The 22,412-nt window shown below is 62.5% G+C and carries 19 protein-coding genes, 2 tRNA genes and 1 pseudogene; 11 read left to right on the top strand and 11 right to left on the bottom strand.

Annotation, left to right across the window (positions count from 1 at the left end; genetic code table 11):
• Window positions 1-54 precede the first annotated feature (54 nt).
• Entirely contained in the window at window positions 55-405 is a 351-nt protein-coding gene (locus U5918_RS07165) for a hypothetical protein (RefSeq protein WP_336000510.1), read from the top strand.
• Between the two features lie 81 nt (window positions 406-486).
• Here the strand turns inward: U5918_RS07165 and U5918_RS07160 are convergent, their stop codons facing one another.
• From U5918_RS07160 to U5918_RS07150, 3 genes are all read right to left on the bottom strand, one after another.
• The gene (locus tag U5918_RS07160) at window positions 487-2,415 is read right to left on the bottom strand and encodes an ABC transporter ATP-binding protein (RefSeq protein WP_336000509.1); all 1,929 of its coding nucleotides are present in this window, start codon (window positions 2,413-2,415) and stop codon (window positions 487-489) included.
• A gap of 69 nt (window positions 2,416-2,484) precedes the next feature.
• The gene (locus U5918_RS07155; protein WP_336000507.1) at window positions 2,485-3,132 is read right to left on the bottom strand and encodes a DUF192 domain-containing protein; all 648 of its coding nucleotides are present in this window, start codon (window positions 3,130-3,132) and stop codon (window positions 2,485-2,487) included.
• 54 nt (window positions 3,133-3,186) lie between these two features.
• On the bottom strand, window positions 3,187-3,690 hold the full coding sequence (locus tag U5918_RS07150; protein WP_336000505.1) for a DUF192 domain-containing protein: 504 nt from the start codon (window positions 3,688-3,690) through the stop codon (window positions 3,187-3,189).
• A gap of 86 nt (window positions 3,691-3,776) precedes the next feature.
• On the opposite strand from U5918_RS07150, the gene U5918_RS07145 reads away from it, so the two are divergent.
• From U5918_RS07145 to U5918_RS07125, 5 genes are all read left to right on the top strand, one after another.
• A tRNA-Val gene (locus tag U5918_RS07145) sits at window positions 3,777-3,850 on the top strand.
• A 274-nt stretch (window positions 3,851-4,124) separates the two neighbouring features.
• Window positions 4,125-7,115 (top strand): MoxR family ATPase, encoded by a 2,991-nt coding sequence (locus U5918_RS07140; RefSeq protein WP_336000503.1) that lies wholly within the window; start codon window positions 4,125-4,127, stop codon window positions 7,113-7,115.
• Window positions 7,108-8,463, top strand: a complete 1,356-nt coding sequence (locus U5918_RS07135; RefSeq protein ID WP_336000502.1) for a hypothetical protein — start codon at window positions 7,108-7,110, stop codon at window positions 8,461-8,463. Before U5918_RS07140 ends, U5918_RS07135 begins: the two co-directional genes overlap by 8 nt.
• A gap of 135 nt (window positions 8,464-8,598) precedes the next feature.
• On the top strand, window positions 8,599-8,757 hold the full coding sequence (locus U5918_RS07130; RefSeq protein WP_336000500.1) for a hypothetical protein: 159 nt from the start codon (window positions 8,599-8,601) through the stop codon (window positions 8,755-8,757).
• A 90-nt stretch (window positions 8,758-8,847) separates the two neighbouring features.
• Complete coding sequence (locus U5918_RS07125) at window positions 8,848-9,132, top strand: hypothetical protein (RefSeq protein WP_336000499.1); 285 nt, start codon at window positions 8,848-8,850, stop codon at window positions 9,130-9,132.
• 62 nt (window positions 9,133-9,194) lie between these two features.
• On the opposite strand, the gene U5918_RS07120 is transcribed toward U5918_RS07125, so the two are convergent.
• The 4 genes from U5918_RS07120 to U5918_RS07105 all read right to left on the bottom strand — a co-directional run bounded on the left by U5918_RS07120 (window position 9,195) and on the right by U5918_RS07105 (window position 13,118).
• Window positions 9,195-9,845, bottom strand: a complete 651-nt coding sequence (locus U5918_RS07120; protein ID WP_336000498.1) for an A/G-specific adenine glycosylase — start codon at window positions 9,843-9,845, stop codon at window positions 9,195-9,197.
• 155 nt (window positions 9,846-10,000) lie between these two features.
• Window positions 10,001-11,119, bottom strand: a complete 1,119-nt coding sequence (locus U5918_RS07115) for a Fic family protein (RefSeq protein ID WP_336000497.1) — start codon at window positions 11,117-11,119, stop codon at window positions 10,001-10,003.
• Between the two features lie 303 nt (window positions 11,120-11,422).
• Complete coding sequence (locus U5918_RS07110) at window positions 11,423-12,562, bottom strand: acyl-CoA dehydrogenase family protein (protein WP_336000495.1); 1,140 nt, start codon at window positions 12,560-12,562, stop codon at window positions 11,423-11,425.
• A gap of 121 nt (window positions 12,563-12,683) precedes the next feature.
• The gene (locus tag U5918_RS07105; protein WP_336000494.1) at window positions 12,684-13,118 is read right to left on the bottom strand and encodes a DUF8152 family protein; all 435 of its coding nucleotides are present in this window, start codon (window positions 13,116-13,118) and stop codon (window positions 12,684-12,686) included.
• A gap of 184 nt (window positions 13,119-13,302) precedes the next feature.
• Between U5918_RS07105 and U5918_RS07100 the strand changes: the two genes are divergently transcribed.
• A tRNA-Phe gene (locus tag U5918_RS07100) sits at window positions 13,303-13,376 on the top strand.
• Window positions 13,377-14,067: 691 nt separating this feature from the next.
• On the opposite strand, the pseudogene U5918_RS07095 reads toward U5918_RS07100, so the two are convergent.
• Window positions 14,068-14,626 (bottom strand): annotated as a pseudogene (locus U5918_RS07095) (transposase).
• Between the two features lie 652 nt (window positions 14,627-15,278).
• On the opposite strand from U5918_RS07095, the gene U5918_RS07090 reads away from it, so the two are divergent.
• A complete protein-coding gene (locus U5918_RS07090) occupies window positions 15,279-16,253 on the top strand; it encodes a BtrH N-terminal domain-containing protein (protein WP_336000493.1) in 975 nt (324 codons plus the stop codon).
• Between the two features lie 215 nt (window positions 16,254-16,468).
• On the opposite strand, the gene U5918_RS07080 is transcribed toward U5918_RS07090, so the two are convergent.
• Window positions 16,469-16,612 (bottom strand): hypothetical protein, encoded by a 144-nt coding sequence (locus U5918_RS07080; protein WP_336003357.1) that lies wholly within the window; start codon window positions 16,610-16,612, stop codon window positions 16,469-16,471.
• A 143-nt stretch (window positions 16,613-16,755) separates the two neighbouring features.
• On the opposite strand from U5918_RS07080, the gene U5918_RS07075 reads away from it, so the two are divergent.
• Both U5918_RS07075 and U5918_RS07070 read left to right on the top strand, forming a co-directional pair.
• Complete coding sequence (locus U5918_RS07075; protein WP_336000492.1) at window positions 16,756-17,652, top strand: CoA transferase subunit A; 897 nt, start codon at window positions 16,756-16,758, stop codon at window positions 17,650-17,652.
• The gene (locus U5918_RS07070; RefSeq protein WP_336000491.1) at window positions 17,649-18,416 is read left to right on the top strand and encodes a CoA-transferase subunit beta; all 768 of its coding nucleotides are present in this window, start codon (window positions 17,649-17,651) and stop codon (window positions 18,414-18,416) included. Before U5918_RS07075 ends, U5918_RS07070 begins: the two co-directional genes overlap by 4 nt.
• Before the next feature lie 222 nt (window positions 18,417-18,638).
• Here the strand turns inward: U5918_RS07070 and U5918_RS07065 are convergent, their stop codons facing one another.
• Window positions 18,639-19,637: an LLM class flavin-dependent oxidoreductase gene (locus tag U5918_RS07065; RefSeq protein ID WP_336000490.1), complete on the bottom strand. Its 999-nt coding sequence runs from the start codon at window positions 19,635-19,637 to the stop codon at window positions 18,639-18,641.
• A gap of 212 nt (window positions 19,638-19,849) precedes the next feature.
• On the opposite strand from U5918_RS07065, the gene cofH reads away from it, so the two are divergent.
• The gene (gene cofH, locus U5918_RS07060; RefSeq protein WP_336000489.1) at window positions 19,850-21,205 is read left to right on the top strand and encodes a 7,8-didemethyl-8-hydroxy-5-deazariboflavin synthase subunit CofH; all 1,356 of its coding nucleotides are present in this window, start codon (window positions 19,850-19,852) and stop codon (window positions 21,203-21,205) included.
• 56 nt (window positions 21,206-21,261) lie between these two features.
• Here cofH and cofG read toward each other — a convergent pair whose 3' ends face one another.
• Complete coding sequence (gene cofG, locus U5918_RS07055; protein WP_336000487.1) at window positions 21,262-22,374, bottom strand: 7,8-didemethyl-8-hydroxy-5-deazariboflavin synthase subunit CofG; 1,113 nt, start codon at window positions 22,372-22,374, stop codon at window positions 21,262-21,264.
• Window positions 22,375-22,412 lie beyond the last annotated feature (38 nt).

Below are 22,412 nucleotides of genomic sequence, written 5' to 3'. Positions count from 1 at the left end.
CCACCCCGTACCGAGCCACCAAGCTATAACCCCCGGCGCTCGCTGTGAGGGGGTATGGAGTACCTCTTCGTCGGGGCCGGCGCCGCGGCCGTCGTCGTCTTCCTGCTGTTGATCGCCCTCCTCCGGCGACGCTCGTCGAGCGCGAGTGCGTCGAAACGCGCCCACGAGGCCGCCCAGGAACGCGAACCGCCGGTGGAACTCGGCGAGACCTACGAGTTCGGGGTCAGCGAGTTCACAGACCACCACTCCGGCGAGCGCGTCGCCGTCGGCAAGGTCGAGGGGTTCGTCCTGTTCACCGAGGACGTCCCCGACTCCCTCTCCGAGGGCGAGGTGATCCGCGCCAAAGTCCTCTCGTTCAACAAGGGTCGCACCTCCGCCGACGCGACGTTCGTCGGGCGGGTCTGAAACGGTCGCTCCTTCTCAGTCGTCGTCCTCCGGACGCCGACCGCAGTTTGGACCGTTCCGAATCGGAACGGTCCGCACGGATCAATCGTCGCCCGTCTCGGTCTGCGCCCGGCGCTCGGTCGCCCGCTCGACGAACTCCTCGGGGAGCTCCTCGATCTCGCCGGCCTGCACCGCCCAGAGGTTGGCGTACAGGCCGTTTTCGGCCAGCAAATCCCCGTGGGTGCCGCGTTCGACGATCCGTCCGTCCTCGACGACGACGATCCGGTCTGCGTCCTTGATGGTCGACAGGCGGTGGGCGATGGCGAAGGTCGTGCGGTCCTCGGCCAGGCGATCGAGCGAGCGCTGGATGAGCATCTCCGTCTCGGTGTCCACGTCGCTGGTCGCTTCGTCCAGCACGAGGATCTCGGGGTCCTTGAGGATCGCCCGGGCGATGGCGATGCGCTGGCGCTGACCGCCCGAGAGTTTGACCCCGCGCTCGCCGACCTCGGTGTCGTAGCCCTCGGGGAGATTCCGGATGAACTCGTGGGCCTCGGCTCGTTTGGCCGCCTCGATCACGGCTTCGCGGTCGGCGTCGAAGGAGCCGTACTGGATGTTCTCCGCGACCGTGCCGTAGAACAGGAACGTCTCCTGGCTGACGTAGCCGATGGCCTCGCGGAGACTCGGAATCGTCACGTCCCGGACGTCCTGCCCGTCGACGCGGATGGCCCCCTCGTCGACGTCGTACATCCGCATCAGGAGTTTCAATACTGTCGATTTCCCCGCGCCGGTCGGGCCGACGAGGGCGAACGTCTCGCCGCCGTCCACCTCGAAGGAGACGTCTTCGAGGACCGGCTCGTCCTCCGAGTCATAAGCGAAGGTCACGTCTTCGTACTCGACGCGGCCGTCGTCGAGGACCAGTTCCTCGGCGTCCGGATCCGCCGCGATGCGGGCCGGCGTGTCCATCAGGCCGAAGATGCGCTCGGAGGAAGCGCGGGCGCGCTGGTACATGTTGATGATTTGCCCGAACTGGGCCATCGGCCAGATGAACCGCTGGTTGAGCAGGATGAAGGTGACGAACTCGCCGACGTACAGCCGATCGGTGAAGGGACCGGGCGGGCCGTTGAGCACCCAGAACCCGCCGACGGCGAAGGTGAGGACGAAGCCGACCCCGGAGATGATCCGCAGGCCGGGGAAGAACTTGATCCGGGTATCGATGGCGTCCCAGTTGGCGTCGAAGTAGTCCCGCGAGACGTCCTCGACGCGGTCCGATTCGTAGCCCTCGGTGTTGGCGCTCTTGATGACCTGGATGCCTCCGAGGTTGTTCTCCAGCCGGGAGTTGACCTGCCCGACCGAGGAGCGGACTTCGGCGTATTTCGGCTGGATCGTGCGGATGAACCGGTAGGTGAAGTAGGCGATGAGCGGAACGGGGACCAGCGCGATGACGGCGAGTTGCCAGTTGATCCAGAAGAGGATGGCCGCGATCCCGATCACCATGACGCCCAGGCGGAACGCGGAGTTCATCCCGTCGTTGAGGAAGTTCTCTAACCGGTTGACGTCGTTCGAGAGGATCGACATCATCTCGCCGGTCTGCTTGTCGGCGAAGAAGTCCATGTCCAGGCGCTGCATCTTGTCGTACGTGTCGGTGCGGATGTCGTGCTGGATCTGCTGGGCGAAGCCGTTCCACCCCCAGTTGCGCACCCAGTGGAAGGCCGCGCCAATGAAGAACGCACCGGCGATCAGGCCGACAGTCAGGAAGAGCTTGCCTTCCTGGGTCGCCGGGATCCATGCGTCGGGGACCAAAAGCAAGGTGAAGGACTTGTCGTTGCGGAGGATGGCGTCGACTGCCAGTCCCAAAAGAACCGGCGGGAGGAGGTCGAGCACGCGGGCGACGACGCTGCCGAAGAGGCCGACGAGGAACCACGATCGGTTCTCGCGGCCGTACTCGGCGAACAGCCGGCGCATGGGGTTCTCGGCGCGCTCGCGGGCCTCCTCGAACGGATCGTCCTCGGTCTCGGCGGCGCCGAATTCCATCAGCGGTTCCACGGCCCGCCAGCGCAAAAGACCGTCGCCTGCGGGCTGTGACGGCGGTCCGGCTCCCTGCTACTCCCCGCCGCCGGCCGTCGGCGTGGGCGTCGCGTCGGAGGTGGCGATCGCGGCCGGGATCTCGACCGTGTCCCCGACCCCGAGGCCGGTCCGGTTGGCGTAGCCGCGGTTCACCTCCAGCACGTACTGCCCGTCGCCCGGATAGCGGGTGAGTTCGCCGCCGCTCTCGCCGGGTTCGGTCTCGGCGTGGTGGATCGTCGTGATCGTGCCGTTGGGGGCGACGAAGACGATGTCCAGCGGGAAGGCCATGTCCCGCATGACGTACGCCGCGTCCCGCTGGGGCGAGTCGTAGACGAACAGCATCCCCTCGCTCTCGTTGAGGTCTTCCGTTTCACTGAGACCAGTGTAGCGCTCGCTCCCGGTGTCAGAGACCATCACGGTCACAATTCCCAGTCGGGTGCCGTTCGCGTCCCGCAGCGTCACCTGCGGCCGCGACTCGTTTTCCGTCCCCTGCGTGGGACCGCCAGCGTCGGTGGTCCTCGTTTCACCGTCCGGCGTCGGAGCCGTGGTCGTTTCCTGTTCCCCCGACGTGCTCCCCGCGTCCGCGGGCGTGGTCGTCGGCGACGTCCCGACCGGGTCACCGGCGCAGCCGGCCAGGAGGAGCGACCCCACCACCGCCAGCGCGACGAGAACGTTCCGTGACACGGCGGGAAATCCACGCCGGCCAGAATAAATCGTGCGGTCGGAGTGGCGCTCCCATCAGGCCACGCCGTCGGGAATCTCGACTGCGTCACCTTCCTCTATCCCCGTTTCGTTCGCGTACCCACGCGGGACCTCCAGGACGTACTTCCCGCGGCCCTCGTAGCGGGTGAGATCCTCCCCGCTCGCGTCCGGTTCCGGGTCGGCGTGGTGAATCCTCGTGATCGTGCCGTCAGGGGCGACGAAGATGATGTCGAGCGGGAAGGCCATGTCCCGCATCACGTAGCCGTGCGTGTCGACTCCGTCGTGGACGAACAGCATCCCCTCGCCGGGATCGAGACTCTCGGTCTGGCTGAGGCCGACGTAGCGCTTCCGGTCGGTGTCGGCGATACGGACGTCGACGGTCGCGAGTGTCGTGCCGTTGGCCTCGGCGACGGTGACCGTCGTGTTCTCGTAGTCGCCCGGCTCCAGGGTGGAGTCGAGGACGCCGAACTGGAGGGCCACGCCGACCGCGAGGATGAGGAGCAGGCCAGCCGTGATCGTGTAGACGGCCTTCGACGCCATGTTGTCGAGGGGTGGCGGTTCGGCGAGGTAAGGCTGTCGACCGAGACAGTAAGGGTTATTCTTCGGCGTGGGTTTCCCTCGAATACGGGTTCGTGGTCTAGTCGGTTATGACGCGGCCTTTACAAGGCCGAGGTCGGTGGTTCGAATCCGCCCGAACCCACTCGCGGTGCGTACGATTTCTATTTACTATAGTGGCGTAAACACTAAGCGTCCTCTCAGACCAGTGTCAAGGAATTACGATGCCTCGGGACGCTATTGAGGACTGGTTGACGATTCTCAGACGACGAGCAAATGACCGCGGTATCGCGGTAGATACCGACGTCAACGGACGAATCTTCCATTTTCAGTTAGGCGACGAGGACCCGGTGTTGGGAAAAGTTCGAATATCTGTCGCCTCGAGCCGTAGTTTTCGGACTGAAAGCGGCGAAGAGCAGATGTGGCAACGATTCGACCGCGAGCAAGAGAAGCTCGAAGAAGACCCCGACCAGCGGGTGTGCAGTATCCAGTTGGATATCGAATCCAAGGGCGGATTCGATGAGTCTCGAGACCACTTCCTGTTCATCCCCGGCGAAATCATTCTCCAGGAGACGTACTCGAAGGGCGATCAAAAGATCACCATCAACGGCGATGGCACCTATGAAGGTGAACTTGCCCGATTCCCCGACGACTGGGATGCCCTCTTCGAGTACGCAGCGGGCTCACTGGTATTGGATGATGTCGACGAAGATCGTATCCAAGCGAAACTCGATGAAATGAGCTCCGGGAGTGAGACGAGTGGTCAATCGAGCAACTCCGATTCCGAGCCGCGAGTCTGGATAGAGAAGACCGAAATCGAGGGGCGGACATACAAGAAAGAAGGTGAGTTGCAACTCGGCAACGCGATCTATTCCCCGACACAAGACAAGCAGGGACACGACCGATACGCGCAAATGCGTGAGGCCGACCCCGGAGATATCGTCCTTCACCTGCTCCAGGACAAAGGACGGATCGTGGGCGTCTCTACGATCGAGTCCGAGCTCGAAACAGACTTCGAGGGGCTCCCTGAGTTCGGCTGGACTGACGAACAAGCGGGATACCGCCGCTGGCTGACCGACTACCGAGAGCTCGGAGAACCGATAGACGTCTACGAGCAAGTCCTCAATAACCGGTCGCACGAGGCCCGACTACGAGACGTTCGGGACCAGTACAGCAACATCTTCTTCGATAAGAACCTCGCCCTCGTTCAAGGCGGATACTTCACGCGGTGTCCTCCGGAACTTCTGGCCGTGATAACCGCTGAATCGCAGGAGTTAGAATCGGAGTTGCAAGAGAAGGGGTATCCGATCCGGGACCTCGCAAGTCCAGGTATCGAAGCCAGAGACGAGTACGACTCGATCGACGGCGCGATAGAAGATATTCGAAATCGGCTCGACCGGGCTCCTGAGGGCCTCTCCTGGTTTTACGACCGCCTCAGCGAGGCGGTCATCGCCGACTGGTCGACGGCGCTCACCGGGTACAAACCGTCCGACGAGGTTACCGCCGGTACGGCCGCAAAATTCGACCAACTTCGGACGTTTTACGAGTCCGTCGAAACGGAATTCGAAGCGAAAGCGGACGATCTCGGCGTCGGCTCACTCGGTCGTTTCTCCCCCGCGAAGACGCTTTTCCTGGGCTATTTCCGAGTGATCCAGGACGAGTTAGACGTACCGAACGGCTCTCTCAGCCAACCACGGCTCAACAGTATTCTCGAAGATTCATACACTGTACCTACCCAGAATCGGAAACAACTGACACCAGAGGAACCAGACCATCCCCTGATAGAATCAATCGAAGACTCAGATCTACCTATCCGGAAATTCACCGCGCCACCGGAGTACTGGCTGACAGCGGTCCAATACGGTACCGTCTCATTCGAATCGGACACGGAGCAAATCTGGGAATCGATCCAATCGGGAACTATTGCATTTCTCCACACCCGTTCAGAGGCCGCGACCGAATCGATCAGTGACCAGCCGCACGGAATCTTCGGCGTCGGTATCATCGGAGAGAAATCGGAGAAAAACGGCCGCTGGTGGACCGACGAGACTCAAGAGGATCCGTTCCCCTATTTGGCCGGATTTGATGAGCTGTATCTCACCAGCGACCTCGATAGCCTGAACACCTCGAAAAGAGTCGACGAGATGTCCCAAGATGAGCTCGAGGACCAGATGGCGGCCCTCACTGCCAATCTCCTCGAGTTCGAGCGGGTCCAATCCATCTGCCAAGAGACGAACGGAATTAGTTTCCCAGCTCAGGGGGCTCACGGCGTTTTCAGAGGGAAGGACGACTCTCAGGACTATGAGCGCCCCAGGGCGTTACTCGAAGCACTCACAGACCGGTTGGAGCCGACTGGAACGATCAACGCACACGTGGAGTTCGAGGGCTCTGTGCCTATGGATCCGCTCGACGGTCTGTATTTCCCCGGCGATCAGAAGCGCGAGATCGTCCAGCAGATCGAGGCGGCTCTACGGTCGGGTAAGCACATTATCCTCACTGGGCCACCTGGGACAGGGAAGACAGAGATAGCTCGACGCGTTTGCTCGCATCTCGCGTCGGAGTACCCATACCTCTATTCGGACTTCCAACTCACCACAGCCACTGCGGACTGGTCTACTTTCGACACAGTTGGTGGTTACATGCCCGAGTCGACTGATGAGGGAAGCGACGATCTCTCGTTTACGCCGGGAGTTGTCCTGAACCGACTCAAAGAGCGCCGGACGGATCGGCAAGTGAACGAACCGCTGGTCATCGACGAGCTCAATCGCGCGGATATCGACAAAGCATTCGGACAGCTGTTCACCCTCCTCTCCGGCCAATCGGTTCAGCTACCGTACACCAGAGACGGCGAAGAGATCGAACTCCTCTCAGCGGCGGAGACCGATCGACGACCGGCGCCCCATCAGTACGTCGTCCCCGAATCCTGGCGGATCTTCGCGACCATGAACACTTACGACAAGACGTCGCTCTACGAGATGAGCTACGCGTTCATGCGCCGCTTTGCGTTCATCCGCGTTGGTGCTCCTTCGATACCGGACGACGACGAAGAGATGGGCGACCTAATGCACGATTACGCAGCAGCGTGGGATATGCCGGTGAGTGAGCGCGACCAAGCAGAACTACTTGCCATCGGTCGCGTCTGGAGAGAGATGAACGGCGCCGTCGAGGACCGAGCCATCGGTCCGGCTATCGTAAAGGACATCGTCGAGTATGTGGACGAGAACAAGGCGATCGATCTCGAGGACCGCCTCACGAGGGCCGTCATCAGCTACGTCTTCCCCCAGTTAGAGGGCGTTCCGAAACGGGAGCAGATCGTCCGCCAGATCTCGAACGTCCCGCAGATTGATGCAGACGGGCTCGGTGATGCGGCGGCCGAGATGCTCCAAGTGAACATCGCCGACGATGAATAGAGAAGAACTGCTGGACCAGTTGACGCAGGACGTACTCACCTACGTCATGCACGGGGCGTTCCCGGAAGACGAGATAGCTCGGTCGATCAAACCCGACCAGTTGGACGAGCGCTTCGAGGACTACGAGCTGCTCCTCGACCTGCACTTCATCTTGACTGAGGACGTCATCGAGTTCGTCCGCGAGCTACCCGCCCATCTCCGGAACGTCCGAACGGAGACCGAGACGGTCTCGCGGACGCGCCGCGGGACGATCGACGGCCACATCAACTGGAACTCGACGATAAAGGAGCGGTATTCTCGGAACCCGGACGACGGGTCACTCTTCGTCTGCGACAACCGGTCCGAGGACTACGACATCGCCGAGAACGTCGTTCTGAAGCGGCTGCTCTCCGTGATTCACGGGACCTTGCGCGAAGCCGAAGACTACCTCAGAGGCGAATACGAGTGGGTGAGAGAGACGTGGCGAGGGAACGAGGACCTGATCGACGAGCTGAACCGGATCGTCGAGCGGAACGTCCACGTCAGACGGATCAGGGAACCTGACGTCTACGAGCCAACTGAGCGGATGCTCACCACCGCTGAGGAGTCCCGGCAGCGGGTGTACCGAGAGGCCGCCTCGCTACTACGAACTCGCGCCGCTCTGTTCGAGGGGGAGGAAGAGGCCCTCCGGGACCTGCTCGACGAGACCGCCATCACTCCCGACGACGACCACGCACTCTTCGAGCTCTTCGTGCTCTTCCGGTTCGTCTCGACTCTGGAGGACCTCCGAGAGGGGGATCTCCGGTTCAAGACGATCGCATCGGATAGACAAGAGCTCGCCAGGCTCGAGGCTGAGAAAGAAATCGTCCTGTATCACGACAACTCCGCCCGAGACCGCGATCTCTCCTTCGTTTCCGACGTTCCCGAAGCGGCGGAGAGGGCCCTTTCTCGGACGGAGAAGGTCCAGACCGTCGCCCGAAGCGTGGCGAACGAGTACTTCTCGGAGCGGTCGTTCGAGAATCACACGGGCCGGCCGGACGTCATCGTGATGGAGGTGATCGATGAGGAAAAGGGGGAACACGAATATCTGATCGTCGAGGTGAAGAACAGCACCAGCACCGACACCATCCGGAGGGGGATCAAAGAAACGGCCGAGTACCTGGCCTTCCTCCGTGTCAACGACGAGTTCGTGTTCGGCGAGCGTGACAAAGAGGACTACTTCGGGAGCGGATGGAACGGTCTGCTGGTGATACAGGACTTGGAGGAGGACACCGCTTCGGTAGGCGATCAGGGGTCGAATGAGATTTCGATTTTACAGGCGGCAGAGCTCGAATCGGAGCTTGCGGCCGTGTTAGAACACGTGATCTAAAGCCCCGGAATCGAGCGTCATAAATTGGAACTGGGTGCTTTGACGAATTCTTCACCTGATAATAAATGACAGGTGTCGTGCTAAATTGAGGGCGCGATCCGGGCGATCGACCTCGCCGATCTCGACCGGGATGATGTGGTAATCCACCTCCGCCACCGACCCGAAGCGACGGAGGACCTCGGAACGCCGCTCAAGAACGGCTCCGATGGCGAGCGGATCGTCAATATCTCCCCCGAGCTACGGGACTTCGTGGTTGACTACGTCGACCACAATCGCCACGACGTCGTCGACTAGTACGGACGCGAGCCGCTGTTCACGACGACCGCCGGCCGCGTCTCGACGGCGACGATCCGGCGGGACTTCTACAAGATGACCCGACCGTGCGTGTACTCGTCCGACTGCCCGCACGGCCGAGACGCGACGGACTGCGACGCCGTGAAGAACAGGAACGCGCCGGAATGTCCGTCCGGGTTCACGACCCACCCGCTCCGGAAGTGGGCCATAATGAACCAACTCGACGCCGGGATGCCTAAGGAGCTCCTAAGCGACCGGGTGGACGTGTCGGTGCCCGTGCTCGACAAGCACTACGACCAGCGTACCGAAGAGCGGAAGTCGAGGCGACGACGTGAGGAACTCGAGAAGCACCTCGCCGAATACTCCGGCACTTGATCGACGAACGGGGGTCTGTCCGTGACCGTCGACGGCACGAATCGCTCGTCCCTCCTGAGCGTTCAGTTCGGCCCGTCTTCGCCCTTCGGACTATCGCACCTGGCCTCGACCGGACACTCTGCACAGTTCGGCGACCGAGCGGTACACACCGCGGCCGCGAAGTCGAGCATGGCGTGGAGGGAGTCGCTACTGCGTCCCGGCGGCGTGAGGTCGTCTGCGAGGCCCTGGACGTCGCTCTCGTCGGAATCGATGCCGTAGAACCGGGACAGTAATCGTTCGACGTTCGTATCCACTGCGGCGACGGGTTCGCCGTGAGAATGGACTGAGACCGACCTCGCGGTGTACTCCCCGACCCCGTGGAGCCGCGATAGATCCGAGCGGTCTCGCGGTACCCGACCAGAGTGGCGATCGAGCAGCTGCCCCGATATCCGTTCCAGATAGGCCGCGCGCTTCGAGAGGCCCAGCGGAGCGATGCGGTCGCGTATCTCCCCGGACGGCGCGGCGACCACCGCCTCGGGCGACGGGTACCGGGAAACGACGGGAACGTACGCGCCGGCGACCGCAGTCGCCGTCGTGCGCTGGAGGAGCACCTCCGCGATCAAAACCTCGAACGCCGACCGCCGCTCCTCGCGCCACGGGAGGTCGTGACGTCCGTTCGCTTCGTACCACTCGAGTAGCTGCTCCTGTAACCCATCTCGTCGACTCGCCGGCATAGAGGGTCTCGCGCGTTATAGTTGAAATACGTGTGGCAGGTGGTGGTATCGGTGATACGGACTGTTTCGCAGGCGAAAAAGCCCGAAACCGCTCGGGCGAATGGCATCCGCTGCTGGGGTTCCCCGATTCCCCTTTCCGGCGCTGCCATCCGGTGTCACTCGGCCATGAGTTCACCTGGCGACGGGATCTCTTCGACGTCCCGATTCAGGACGTCGAGGACTTCCGTGGCCCGGAACTCCCGGTATCGATCTTTGCCGGTCTGTTCCTCGAGTAGCCCGTCCGCCTCGAGACGGTCGACCGCATTGTTGGCCGCCGGGTACGACATGTCGATCAGCTCCGCCGCCCGAGAGACGGTGAAAATCGGTTCGACGAAGACGGCGTCGGCGAGCTCCCGGACAGAGGGTGCGGCGTCGCTGTACCGCTCTCGGTACTCCGTCCGCAGTCGGAGGAGGAGCTTCGCGCGGCTGAACGCTTCGTCGGCCTGCTCTCTGATCCCCTCGAGGAAGAACTCGAGCCACGCGTTCCACTCGCCCTCCTCGTTGACGGCCAGCAGGAGGTCGATGTACTCGTCGCGGTTGCGTCGGATGTAGGAGCTGAGATAGAAGGGCGGGTGGACGAGGATGTCCGACGCGATCAGCAGCAAGACGATGAGGAGCCGACCCACGCGTCCGTTCCCGTCGACGAACGGGTGGACGGTCTCGAGCTGATAGTGGAGGAGCCCGATATCGACCAGGTCGGGGTACTCCCCGTCCGACTGCATGTACTCCTCGAAGTTCTCCATCTTCGACTCCGCGGCGCTCGGCATCGGCGGAACGAACCGGACGCTGGTCCCGTAGCCGCTCTGGTTCTCCTCTTCGATCCAGACGTACCGCGAGCGGAACTCCCCCGGACGGGGATCCTCGTCGTCCGTTCGGCCGGACTCCATGAGCGACTCGTGAAGCGACGTGACGAGTTCGAGGGAGAGGTTCCGCCGGCGTCGCCCCTCTCGGAGCAGCTCCCTCGTCGCTGCCCGTAACGCCTCGGCGTAGTTCCGGGCTTCCCGGACGTCCTTCGAGTCGGTCCCCTTCCGCAACATGTCCGAGACGGTCACCTGCGTCCCCTCCACCTGCGACGACTGCTCGGCCTCTTTGTAGACGAACAGCCCGAACGCCGCGTCGGGGTCTTCGATCTCGCTCCAGAACCCGTCGAGCCGACCGAGCGAGTGCATCGCCCGGCCGTTCGCCTCGATGACTTCCGGTGACAGCTCTATCGACGGCGGCAGGTTATCCGGCATGTAGAACTACGACGCGGGAAGCGAAGCGCCGGAATCGGCGGACAGGTACTTTCCCGGGGCGGGTGAATCGACGAGGTACCCGTCTTTCATTAGCGACGCTTCTCACCGTGTTAGTAAATGCTTTTCTCAGATCGTTTAGTTAGAACACCGGATCCACGTCTTAGTGAACGGACGGGGGGAGCACTTTGCCCGCCGCGAGCTAAGTAAACGAGCCTCGGAAACCGATTATTAATAACGAAGTGTGCAAATTGATGAAACGGAGAGCGCGGGAGATTGAATAACGTCGACCCTCGACCTCGCCGATCAGTTCGGGATCGTGGGGATCCCGTCGCGTTTGAGCCAGCGGGCGATCGTGTTCTTCTGGATCTCGTCGGTGCCGCCGGCGAACCGCCAGCCGCGCTGGAGTCGGTAGAGGTACTCGAGCGGGTGGCCCTGCTGGTAGCCGTTCGCGCCGCAGATCTGGAGGGACTCGCTGATGACCGTCTCGGCCATCTGCCCCGAGAAGAGGTTGGCCGCGCCGGTCTGGAGCGGTTCGGGGATTCGCCCCTTCGCAACGGCGTCCTCGGCCGCCCGGTAGGTGAGCGACCGTGACGCCTCGAGCTGGGTGACGAGATCCGCGAGTTTCCACTCCAGGCCCTGGAACTCGGCGATCGGCTGGCCGAACTGCTCGCGGTCCTGTGCGTACTCGAGCGCGTAGTCGAGCGCCGCCAGCGCCCACGTGTTCGAGATCGAGGCCACGCCGAGGCGCTCCCAGTTGAGCGCCTTCAGCTGGCGTTTGAACGCGTCCTCGCCGCGCGCGAGGACGTTCTCCTCGGGGACGACGACGTCTTCCATGTAGTAGTGGGTCTGCTCGTGGCCGGCCATGTTCGTGTAGTGATTGCTGACCTCGACGCCGGGGTCGTCGAAGTCGACGATCACGGTGCCCAACCCCTCGGGGAACTTCACCCAGGTGACGCCGGCGGAGGACTCCCTGAATCGCGACACCCAGGTTTTCTCGCCGTTGACGACGAGGTCGCCGTTTCGTTCCTCGACGGTGGTGTTCATCGCGTGCAGGTCGGACCCGGCCTCGGGCTCCGAGATACAGATGGCGACGAAGTCTTCGCCCTTCGTCAGCGGCGGCAGGTACCGTTCCTTGGCCGCGGGCGTCCCGAACATGTCGATCGCCCGCGGTGCGGTCATGTGCAGCGAGTTGAGATACGCCGCCGTGTCCGGACAGACACGGCCGACGGCATCGTTGAGCAACAGCGCCTCGAACTCCGAGAGTCCCGCGCCGCCGTACTCCTCGTCGATGTTGATCCCGAGAAAGCCCCGGTCGGCGAGCAGTTGCAGGTTCTCCCATGGCGCCTCCCCGTCCCACTCGTAGGCCCGCTCGGCGAACTCGTTTTCGGCGAGGTCCGAGGCGGTCTCGACAAGCATCCGCTGTTCGTCCGTGAGCGAAACCATTGGCCGGTACACTGCCACCATCGAGTTAGGTCTTGTCGTGCCGGCATCGAGGCAAGACCGGGAGCCTGGCCGACGCGACCGGACGCCAGCACGCACCGGCCCCGCTACGCGGCCCGCCCGGTCAGGGCTTCAGCCGCCAGAGGAGATCGCGCACGGCCTGTCGCGCGGCGTCGATGTGGCCGTCGGCGTCGGGATTCTCCGTACTCTCGGCGCGCTGGAGGAGGTCGTCGACCTCCTGTGTCCGGTCGTGGGCCACCGCTTTCGATGGCGTCCCGGCCGAGAGATCCCGGGAGATGCGGCCGGCCTCCTGGAGCCGGTGGCCGTGGTTCTCGCGTTCGCGCTCTTCGGCCATCCGGAGGTGCCAGCCGACGTCGCGCATGGTCTCTTTGGCGCGGCCGTCGACGTCCGGGCCTGATGAGCCGGTCGCCGGGCCCGAACCGGCGTCGGCGTCCTTCGTGCGGCGGATGCCCCGGCCCTCGTAGGATCGCCTGTGGCGCTTCCCGTTCCTGATCGATCGTTCCGACTCTCCCCCCCGGGAGCTGCTCCGATCCCTCATTACGCTCCTGTCACTCGGCCAGCGTGAAAGTTCTATCGCTCCACCCGATCGTTGCGGCCGCTCAGTCCCGCTGTCGCGTGCTGTGGGGGTCCTGGCGGCTGCGATCGGGCGCACCGGTTGCGGCCCCGGCTTTCGAAATCCTTTTTTCTACCACCCGCAACTGTCGGGATGCGCACGACGGCGCGCCGCCTTAGCTCAGACTGGGAGAGCACTCGACTGAAGATCGGGCTGTCCCCGGTTCAAATCCGGGAGGCGGCATCCACTTTCCGGTTGAATCATATTCGACAGCGGCTTCGCTGTCCTGCGATTCCGAAATTCCTCGTGCGATTTAATCGGTCACTGGACGCACCCGACAGCGTGTTGCGTTCTGCAATGTTTGATACGGTCGGGGGCAACTTAATCCCCTGGTACAGGCCATATACGGTCGTTCTATGGCCGAATTGGGATACAGACAAGATAGTGGACGTCGTTTTGAGTCAGTATTTTCTACTTGTCCGAACCAATACAGATTCGACTATGTCGATTTTCCGAACCAGTCACGGAGCTCGTCCTCATACTTCTCCCCGATTCGAGCCACAGATTGGAGAAGTCCATCATCTACCCTATGGATACCATAAGTCTACGGATAGGACCACTGAGTGATTCCTATTTCTCCACAGCCAAATTAGTCAAATCGTATTGATAGCTCAGACCAAGTGTATGAAGAATGGTGGTTATCAGTGAGTTTCCCTCTTCTGCTCAACTTTTGGGAAGGAGTAAATTTTCTAACGTGGTTTCTAAGTGGACATCCTGCATCGGCTCTCACAACATTCCCGCCTAAGCACGTCTTTGGCCATCTCATCCCTGCTGAGACGTAGTCCAGTTCGGATCAGTAGTTGACGTTAATTCTTCTACTGGCTAAGGGCGAGTCATAATTACGCCACGCTCTCGTGAAGCACGTTGTTGATTTTCAGAGAGCGGCGTCGAGAGCATGTTTGAGCGCTTCGTCGCATGGTTTTCTGTAGAGTTCGCGGCGGAGCTGAAAGGCTCTGAGATCCGGCGTTAGTTTGTCGTTCGAGACGCCTCGGTGGGGCGAGAGCCACCGTCGCGCCAGCGGCCTTTCAAGCCCGCTGAGACGTACACTTCGTCGATTTCGACCGGCCCGGACAGCCGTATTGCAGGCGCGTCGAGCGCTCTGGCGAAGCGCTCGACGCGCCGTCTCACCGTCTTGTACGAAAGATCGAGTTCCGCCTCGATCTGGCGAAGGCTCGTGTTGAACCGTAAGAACACGTAGATCGTGAAATACCACTCTTTCAGCGTGAGCTTTGAGTGAGCGAAGATCGTGCCGGTCTTGTCGTTGAACGTCCGACCGCAATTCTCACACAAATACCGCTGATACACCCGATAGCTGCCGTTTCTGACCGTCAGGCAGAACGGCAGCGGGGGCACTCAACACCATCACGCCAGCGAACCTGCTGCAAGAGGTCCGCTGCAGCCGATTCCGAGAAGAATCGGCTCCACGGGGTCATATCGGGCACCGCTGGCGCGGTGCCCTCGCCCTCTTCGACTTTCAGCCGCTGCTCTCGCCGTCAACAATCTCCTTCCCAAGAGCGATTACGTTATCTTCGGGCCGAAAAATATTCTGCAAATTTCGTAATGATGCCTGGACTGTCATTTCCAGCGTTGAGGATTGTTCGCTCCAACAGCTATTAACAGATTCTAATGTATTATTCAAATATGTCATTATGAGAATATCAACCTGACATAACCACCTGGTGGTAAATATAAACAAAATTTTAATTTGTCCGATACGAGACTCTTTTTCACCCAGGACCACACGCAGTGAGGCTGAAAGTACACTCTCGCAGAGGGACAGGAAAGCATCTTCATCTACCCCACTGATTTTGAACCTTTCTTGGTAGGTCTCTGGGAGCGTGATTTCGAGGCGGTGAACGTCGTCTTCCGTATCCCAGAGATCAGCACTAACGAGGTAATAGATGTCGTCTTCAGTCTCGCAGAAAGATTCACCGTCGTAGAGATTGACGATAGTAGATGCATTGTCGTCCTGGCGTGTGTGTCGGTACCCACGATGCCGACCGGATCCTGTGACAAAGACTGCTCCTCACGGTTGGCACCCCCCACTATCGGTATTGTTTTCAGAGACTCGTCGCACTGTCCGGTATGATCGCGGACTATCCGCACGCACCGGGTGACCACTGTGGTTCCACGTCCCTCCGAAACCTCGCGGATTACTACGGGTGGGGGCTCGAGGAAGCCGGATGCTTCGGCATCGGTGCTGGTATCGGCTTCGAGTACGACGAGCTCGGGCCCACTTCACGCATAATCCTGGGCCGGAACGCACACCTCGAGACGAACTTTTTCGAGAATCTCGGAATCTCGGTCGTCCAGCAGGAGGGTGGCTCGAGACCGTCGGCCTGGGACGGACTCGAAACCCAGCTCGAATCGGGGCCGGTTCTGTGTTACGTCGACCTCTACTACCTCCCGTATTTCGGCAGCGACACGCATTTCGGTCCACACACTGTCGTCGTCATCGATGTGACGGACGACTCGGTGACGATCTCGGATAGCGAGTTCCCCGAGCTACAGACCGTCTCGCGACAGGCGTTCGACGACGCGTGGCGATCTGATTACGGGTTCTGGCCACTCGACCGATGGTGGCTCACCGTCGACACTCCCGAACTGACAGTGCCGACGGACACCGCGACGCGGCAGGCGATCGAATCCGCCGCACGGACGATGCTCGACGGCAGGCAGGACGAACGTAGCGGTGTCGCTGCCATTCGGGCGTTCGCGGATGATCTCCCGCAGTGGACGGCGTTCGACGATGTCCAGTGGACAGCCCGTTTTGCCTACCAGAACATCGAGCGTCGGGGTACTGGCGGTGGTGCGTTCCGCCGCCTCTACGGCACCTTTCTCGAAACCCTCGGGACGAACGCCGGACTGGACGATCACTTCGGCGAACGGATGCGTCGAATTGCCGACGACTGGTCCGAACTGGGGAGTGTCCTGAGAGACGTGAGCGAGACCGACGATACAGCCGAGCACGCGACGCTCCTCGAAGATGCGAGCGACCGTGCTGCCGCCCTCGCTGCCCGTGAGGAAGAACTGTTCACGGATCTCGCCGCCGGTCTGTGAATCGGTCCCAGACCGGGTGACGGTGTGAACCGCGTCCTGGTCCGGTTCGTACGGTCCGTATGATCACACATCGGACATCGCTGACTCGTGTACTCGGTGTGCAGCGTCGGTCCATCCGCGTACCCTCGTCGATACTGTCGTGTATCTCTTCGAGGTCTTCAGAGACGATACACGGTCTCGAGATCGTCGGGATTCTCGTCGGAACGGTTCTCATACTACCGATCGACTTCGTCGAGCGCTTCGGTCGCGACGTCACCGAGTTCGCCGGCTTCGATGTGGGAGTAGCGTTCGCGAACCATCTCCTCGTGATCGGCGATCCCGGTTTTCCGGCAGGTGGGTCGGCACTGAGCGACCGGCAACAGAAGCGAGTCCCGAATAGCTTTTTATGGGCCGGATGAGTGGAATGGGTGAAGCAATGCTACCTACGTCGATTACGGACGTCCGTGAACAAACCGCCGATCGGGAGACCAGATTGGTGGAGAAAACGGGGCGTCTGGAGGAGGTGACAGATCTCATCGACGACGGAGACGAGATCTACGTCGGTGGGACGTTTTACTCGCGAACACCGATGGCGCTTCTGTGGGAACTGGTCCGATCAGACGTCACGGACACGACCGTACTCCGGAATCTCGCCAGCTACGAGTGGAGTTATCTCCTCGAATCGGACACGACCGACAAGATGGTGACGTCGTGGCTCGGGTCGGCCGTGCCACCGATCATCCCCGACGTCATGCGGACGGCGATCGAGGGGGGCGATCTGGAGCTCGAGGAGTGGAGTCACTACGGCTACTGTCTCCGCCTGATGGCCGCCGCCATGGGACTCCCGTACCTGCCGACGCGGACGATGCTCGGGTCGGACCTCATCGAGGTCACCGATACGGTCGTCCAGGAGTGCCCGTTCACCGGGTCCGATCTCGCGCTCATCCCGGCGATCGTCCCCGACGTCGCGTTCATCCACGCACAGCGGGCCGACCCGTACGGCAACGTCCAGATCTCGGGGATGCCCCAGATCGACTACTACGGGGCACTGGCAGCCGACACGACGATCGTCACCTGCGAGGAGATCGTCTCTGAGGACGACACCCGGTCGGGAGACACTGACATCCCGTACTTCTGTGTCGACGAAGTGATCTCGGTTCCCTTCGGCTCGTTCCCCCACGAGTGTCCGGGCTATTACGAACAGTCGCTCGATCACTTCGAGGCGTACAGTCACGACCTGGCCGAAGACGGGCTCGACGGCATCGACGAGTACCTGCAGCGGTACTTCTACGAGCCAGATTCCTTCGAAGCGTATCTCGACGAGTTCGATACTCGGGAGATACTCTCGTGTATCGTCAGTATGCAAAATGTCCCGAAAGATGAAGAAGCGACGGAACACCTCCGGGAGGTATGGAAATGAGCGACGATAACGCACCCGAGTACTCGGACGAGGACCAGATGGTCGTCACTGCGTCACACCTCATCGAGGACTACGGAACGACGTTCGTCGGAATCGGGCTGCCAATGCGAGCGGCCCTGCTGGCACAGCGGCTGTACAATCCGGAGCTGGTCATGGTCTTCGAGGGCGGCTCGATCGGCCCGGAAATCTCGACGGATTACTTCCCCTCGTCGACCAACTCCATGCGCGTCTCTCGGCAGGCGCTGATGCTCCCGTCGATCACGGACACGTTCGCCTTCACTCAGCGAGGGTACATGGACGGTGCCATGGTCGGTTGCGCACAGATCGACAAACACGGCAACATCAACACGTCGGTGATCGGCGACTTCGACGATCCGAAGGTCCGCCTGACCGGTGGTGGCGGCGCCGGCGATCTGACGGCGCTCGCCGAGGAACTGACCGTCGTGACGAAACACGAGAAACAGCGGTTCGTCGAGGAAGTCGACTTCGTCACGTCGCCCGGCTACCTCTCGGGCGGATCCGCGCGTGAGGAGTCCGGACTCCCGTCCGTCGAGAACATCCGCGTCGTGACGGACCTCGGGCTGCTCGGGTTCGACCCGGAGACCAAGGAGATGCGAATCGAAGGCGTCCACAGCCACTCGTCGGTCGAGGAGATCAAGGAGAACACTGGCTTCGACATCGGCGTGGCCGACGACGTCGAATCGGTCGCCCCGCCGAGTACCGAGGAACGGACCTTCCTCGATCGGATCGAGAGCGCCCGCTGACGCGACGGAACGAATCGCGGTTTCTCTCGCTCGGACTCGGCGCCTGACCCCGTAGTCGACTCGCGTGTCGGACGGATCAGGGGCGCACTCGCGCGTTGTACGGCTCTGGGCGCTCTCCCGCGAGAGCCGAGAACGGTCTCCCGCGTCCGAACGGTGGCGGCCTGGCTGTTGGGCACGTACTATCCGTCTTCTTTCGAGAACTGATCGCGGGTCGGGGCCGATTCAGAATTTTTCGGGCGCCAGCTCTCTGACGTTGCGCATCTTGATCTCCTGCGGGCCGTAGTTGTAGATGACCGGACAGTCGATGCCCGTGTCCATGTACTCGCGGTAGCGATCACGGACGTGTTCGGGGGAGCCGACGGCGGCCACGGCGTCGAGGAACTCCTGGTCGACGATCTCGGCCATCGCTTCGGAGTCGTTCTCCCGCACTGCAGTCCGGAGGGCGTCGATGTCGTACTCCACGCCGGCCATCTCGACGAGGGGCTGGATGTGGTCCGAGCAGCAGTGCCAGGCGGTGAACTCCAGGATGTCGCGTTTCTGCTCCTCGACGCTCATCTCGGAGTCCTCGTCGACGACGGCCGTCGGGATGTTCAGCGCGTAGGTGAACTCCTCGCGGTCGCGGCCGAACTCCTCCAGGTGCTCCTCACCCTGCTCGACGACTTCCTCCGTGAACGGGGCGGTCGCGTTGAACGGCAGCCAGAGCCCGTCGAACTTCGCGGCGGCCATCTCCTGCATGACCGGCCCGGCTCCGCAGGCGAACAGCGGGACGTCGCCCGAGAACTCCGTTCGGAGCTTCCAGTTGTCAAGCTGGAAGATCTCGCCGTCGTAGGTACACTCGCCCGTCTCGATGATGGCGTTGAGGATGTCGTTGGCCTCGCTGAGGCGCTTGATCGGCCGGTCCATGTCGATGTTGAGCTTCCGGATCACTTCGGGCGCGCTCGTCCCGATGGCGAGCCCCTCGACGCGGCCGTCGGCGTAGTCGTCGATCGAGGACAGCACAGTCGCGATGATGGCCGGGTGGCGCGTATAGGGACTCGGAAGCCCGACGACGATGTCGATGTCGATGTCCCACGCACCGAGCGCGGTCGCCGTGGTGAACCCGTCCTTGACGTCGATGAGCTCCTGCGTCCAGTAGGAGTCGTAGTCGAGTTCCGCGGCGAGTTCGGCCTGTTCACGAATTTCAGACCCAGGTCCAACTGTGTCTGAGACAGCGATTTGCATACAGTGTCACCATTCCAGTGTTACCCTCATAGCAGTATCGGTTTCTGGGGTCACCCGTGCGTCTACGCCGCCACCGACGACGGTTCCACGCACTGTCGACGACGGTCTCACGTACTGTTTCCCTCAGGTGCCCGGATCACGAACCGCCGGTTTCGCGCGCCGGCGGTGGTGGAGACACAAGGTTTAGGTGGGTATCAGGCGTCTCCAGAGCCATGTCAAAACCCGTACCGGATAGCGACCAGATTCCGCAACAGGACTTCGAGCGCCTTCCCGAGACCGACCAGGCCTTCGAGAACGCGCTCGCGAAGGCCAGGGCGGGCGAGCGGTTGACGGTCGCGGACGGGATCGAGCTGCTCACGACGGGGACCGACCGCGAGGGGATCGACCGCGAGCGCAAAGAGCAGGTCCTCGAAGCGGCCGACCGCCGCCGGGCCGAGGTGGTCGGCGAGGAGGTCACTTTCGTCGCCAATCTCAACAACAACGTCACGACTGCCTGCAACACCGGCTGTCTCTTCTGTAACTTCAAGGACCGCTCCGAACAGTTCCGGACGAGCTATCAAGAGGACCACGACGGCTTCACGAAGCGGCCGGCGGAGTCCCGCGAGATCGTCCGCGACGCCGTCGAGCGCGGGGTCTACGAGGTCACCTCGGTCTCTGGCCTCCACCCCGCCTTCGCCCTCGACGCCGAACACCGAGAGATCCTCGAGGCCAGCGAGCGCGAGGACCTGAACTACCGGTCGCCCGAGGAGTACGACACCGATCCGGGCACCTACTGCGAGCAGATCGAGGCGATGAGCGTCGACGGCGTCCACGTCCACTCGATGACGCCCGAGGAGGCCTACCACGCCCGCCGCGGCACCGACTGGTCCTACGAAGAGGTGTTCGGCCGGCTGAAGGACGCCGGCCTGGATTCGGTGCCCGGCACCGCCGCGGAGATCCTGGTCGACGAAGTGCGCGACGTGATCTGCCCCGGCAAGATCGGCACCGACGAGTGGCTCGAAGCGATGGAGGCCGCCGCCGACGTGGGCCTGGACACGACGGCGACGATCATGTACGGCCACGTCGAGAACGAGGCCCACAGGGTGTTACACCTCGACCGAATTCGCGAACTGCAGGACCGGACGGACAACATCACGGAGTTCGTCCCCCTCTCCTTCGTCCATCAGAACACGCCGCTGGCCGAGTACGGCATGGTCGACTCCGGCGCCTCGACCGACGAAGACGAACTGCTGATCGCCGTCTCTCGGCTCTACCTCGACAATATCGACCACATCCAATCCTCCTGGGTCAAGTACGGGGACGCCCAGGGGCTGAAGATGCTCAACTGCGGCGCCGACGACTTCATGGGGACGATCCTCTCCGAGGAGATCACCAAACGCGCCGGCGGGGACTACGGCGAGTTCCGCTCCTTCCAGGAGTACGTCGACATGGTCTCGAGCATCGGCCGGATCCCCGTCGAGCGCTCGACCGACTACCGACAGCGCCGCCGCATCGACCCCGACGACCGACCCCACGGGCCGGAACTCGGCCCGAAGGCCGACGGCACGCCGCTCGTCGAGTCGTCGTAATCCCGTCCGCCGTCTCGAATCTCTTCGCTTCCGTCCTCGAGCCCGGTCCGCGACGATCAGTCCAGAAGTCGCCGGTAGCGCTCGCCGGCCTCGTCGTCGGCGGTGATGGCGTCCCGGGCCCGTTCGGGGACCCGGGGGCCGTCGCTCGGCCCCGGCGCGTCGAGGTCGAGGTGGCGGTCGTACACCGGCAGGCGCTCGTGCAGGGGGAGGCCGGCGTCGGCGGCGATGTCCTCGAGCTCTCGCAGCGCCGGCCACTCGTAGTCGGGGTTGATGTGGTCGTCGGTGACGGGGGAGACGCCGCCGAGGTCGTCGACGCCGCAGTCGATCAGCTCGCGCGTGGGCGAGAGGTTCGGCGGCACCTGGACGCTGACGTCGTCGGGCAGGCAGTAGCGGGCCATCGCGACGACGCGGCGCATGGTCTCGACCGAGGGACTTTCCTGCTTCCAGCGCTCGTTGGGGACGACGTTCTGAACGATGACCTCCTGGATGTGTCCGTAGCGCTCGTGAAGGTCCCGGATGGCGAGCAGGCTCTCGGCGCGGTCGCGCCATCCCTCGCCGATGCCGACGAGGAGGCCGGTGGTGAAGAGGACGCCGGCCTCGCCGGCCGCCCGGATCGTGTTGAGTCGCTGGCCGGGGTTCTTCGCGCGGGGACCGCCGTGGGCCTGGACGTCGGCGGTCGTCTCGAGCATCACGCCCATGCTGGCGTTGACGTCGGCGACCGTCGACAGTTGCTCGGCCGTGAGGTCACCCGGATTCGAGTGGGGGAGCAGCCCGACGTCGAGCGCGAGTTCACAGGCCGCCCGGAGGTACTCGTGGATGGAGCCGTAGCCCCACTCGGCGAGCTGGTCGTGGATCTCGGTGTAGCGGTCGTCGGGCGTGTCGCCGAAGGTGAACAGCGCCTCCGTGCAGCCGGCGTCGACGCCGGTCTCGAGAATGGACCGGATCTCGTCCATGTCGAGCAGGGTCGCCTGCCCGGGCGGGTCGTAGTAGGTGCAGTACGTACAGGTGTACCGGCAGGCGGTCGTCAGCGGGACGAAGACGTTGCGGCAGAAAGAGAGCGCGTCCGGGGCCTCGACGTCGGCGGGGGTCACCGCGAGCAACTCGTCGACGTCGGCCGCCGGGATCGACACGTCGATGCCGTACGCGTCGGCTCCTGGTATCGTTCCCATCACACCGGCGTTTCGCCCCCTGCCTCATAAGCTATCCT

Origin of the sequence: Halorientalis sp. LT38, assembly GCF_037031225.1 — an archaeon.
Taxonomy (GTDB): Archaea; Halobacteriota; Halobacteria; order Halobacteriales; family Haloarculaceae; genus Halorientalis; species Halorientalis halophila.
This window is presented reverse-complemented; position numbering and strand designations above follow the sequence as displayed.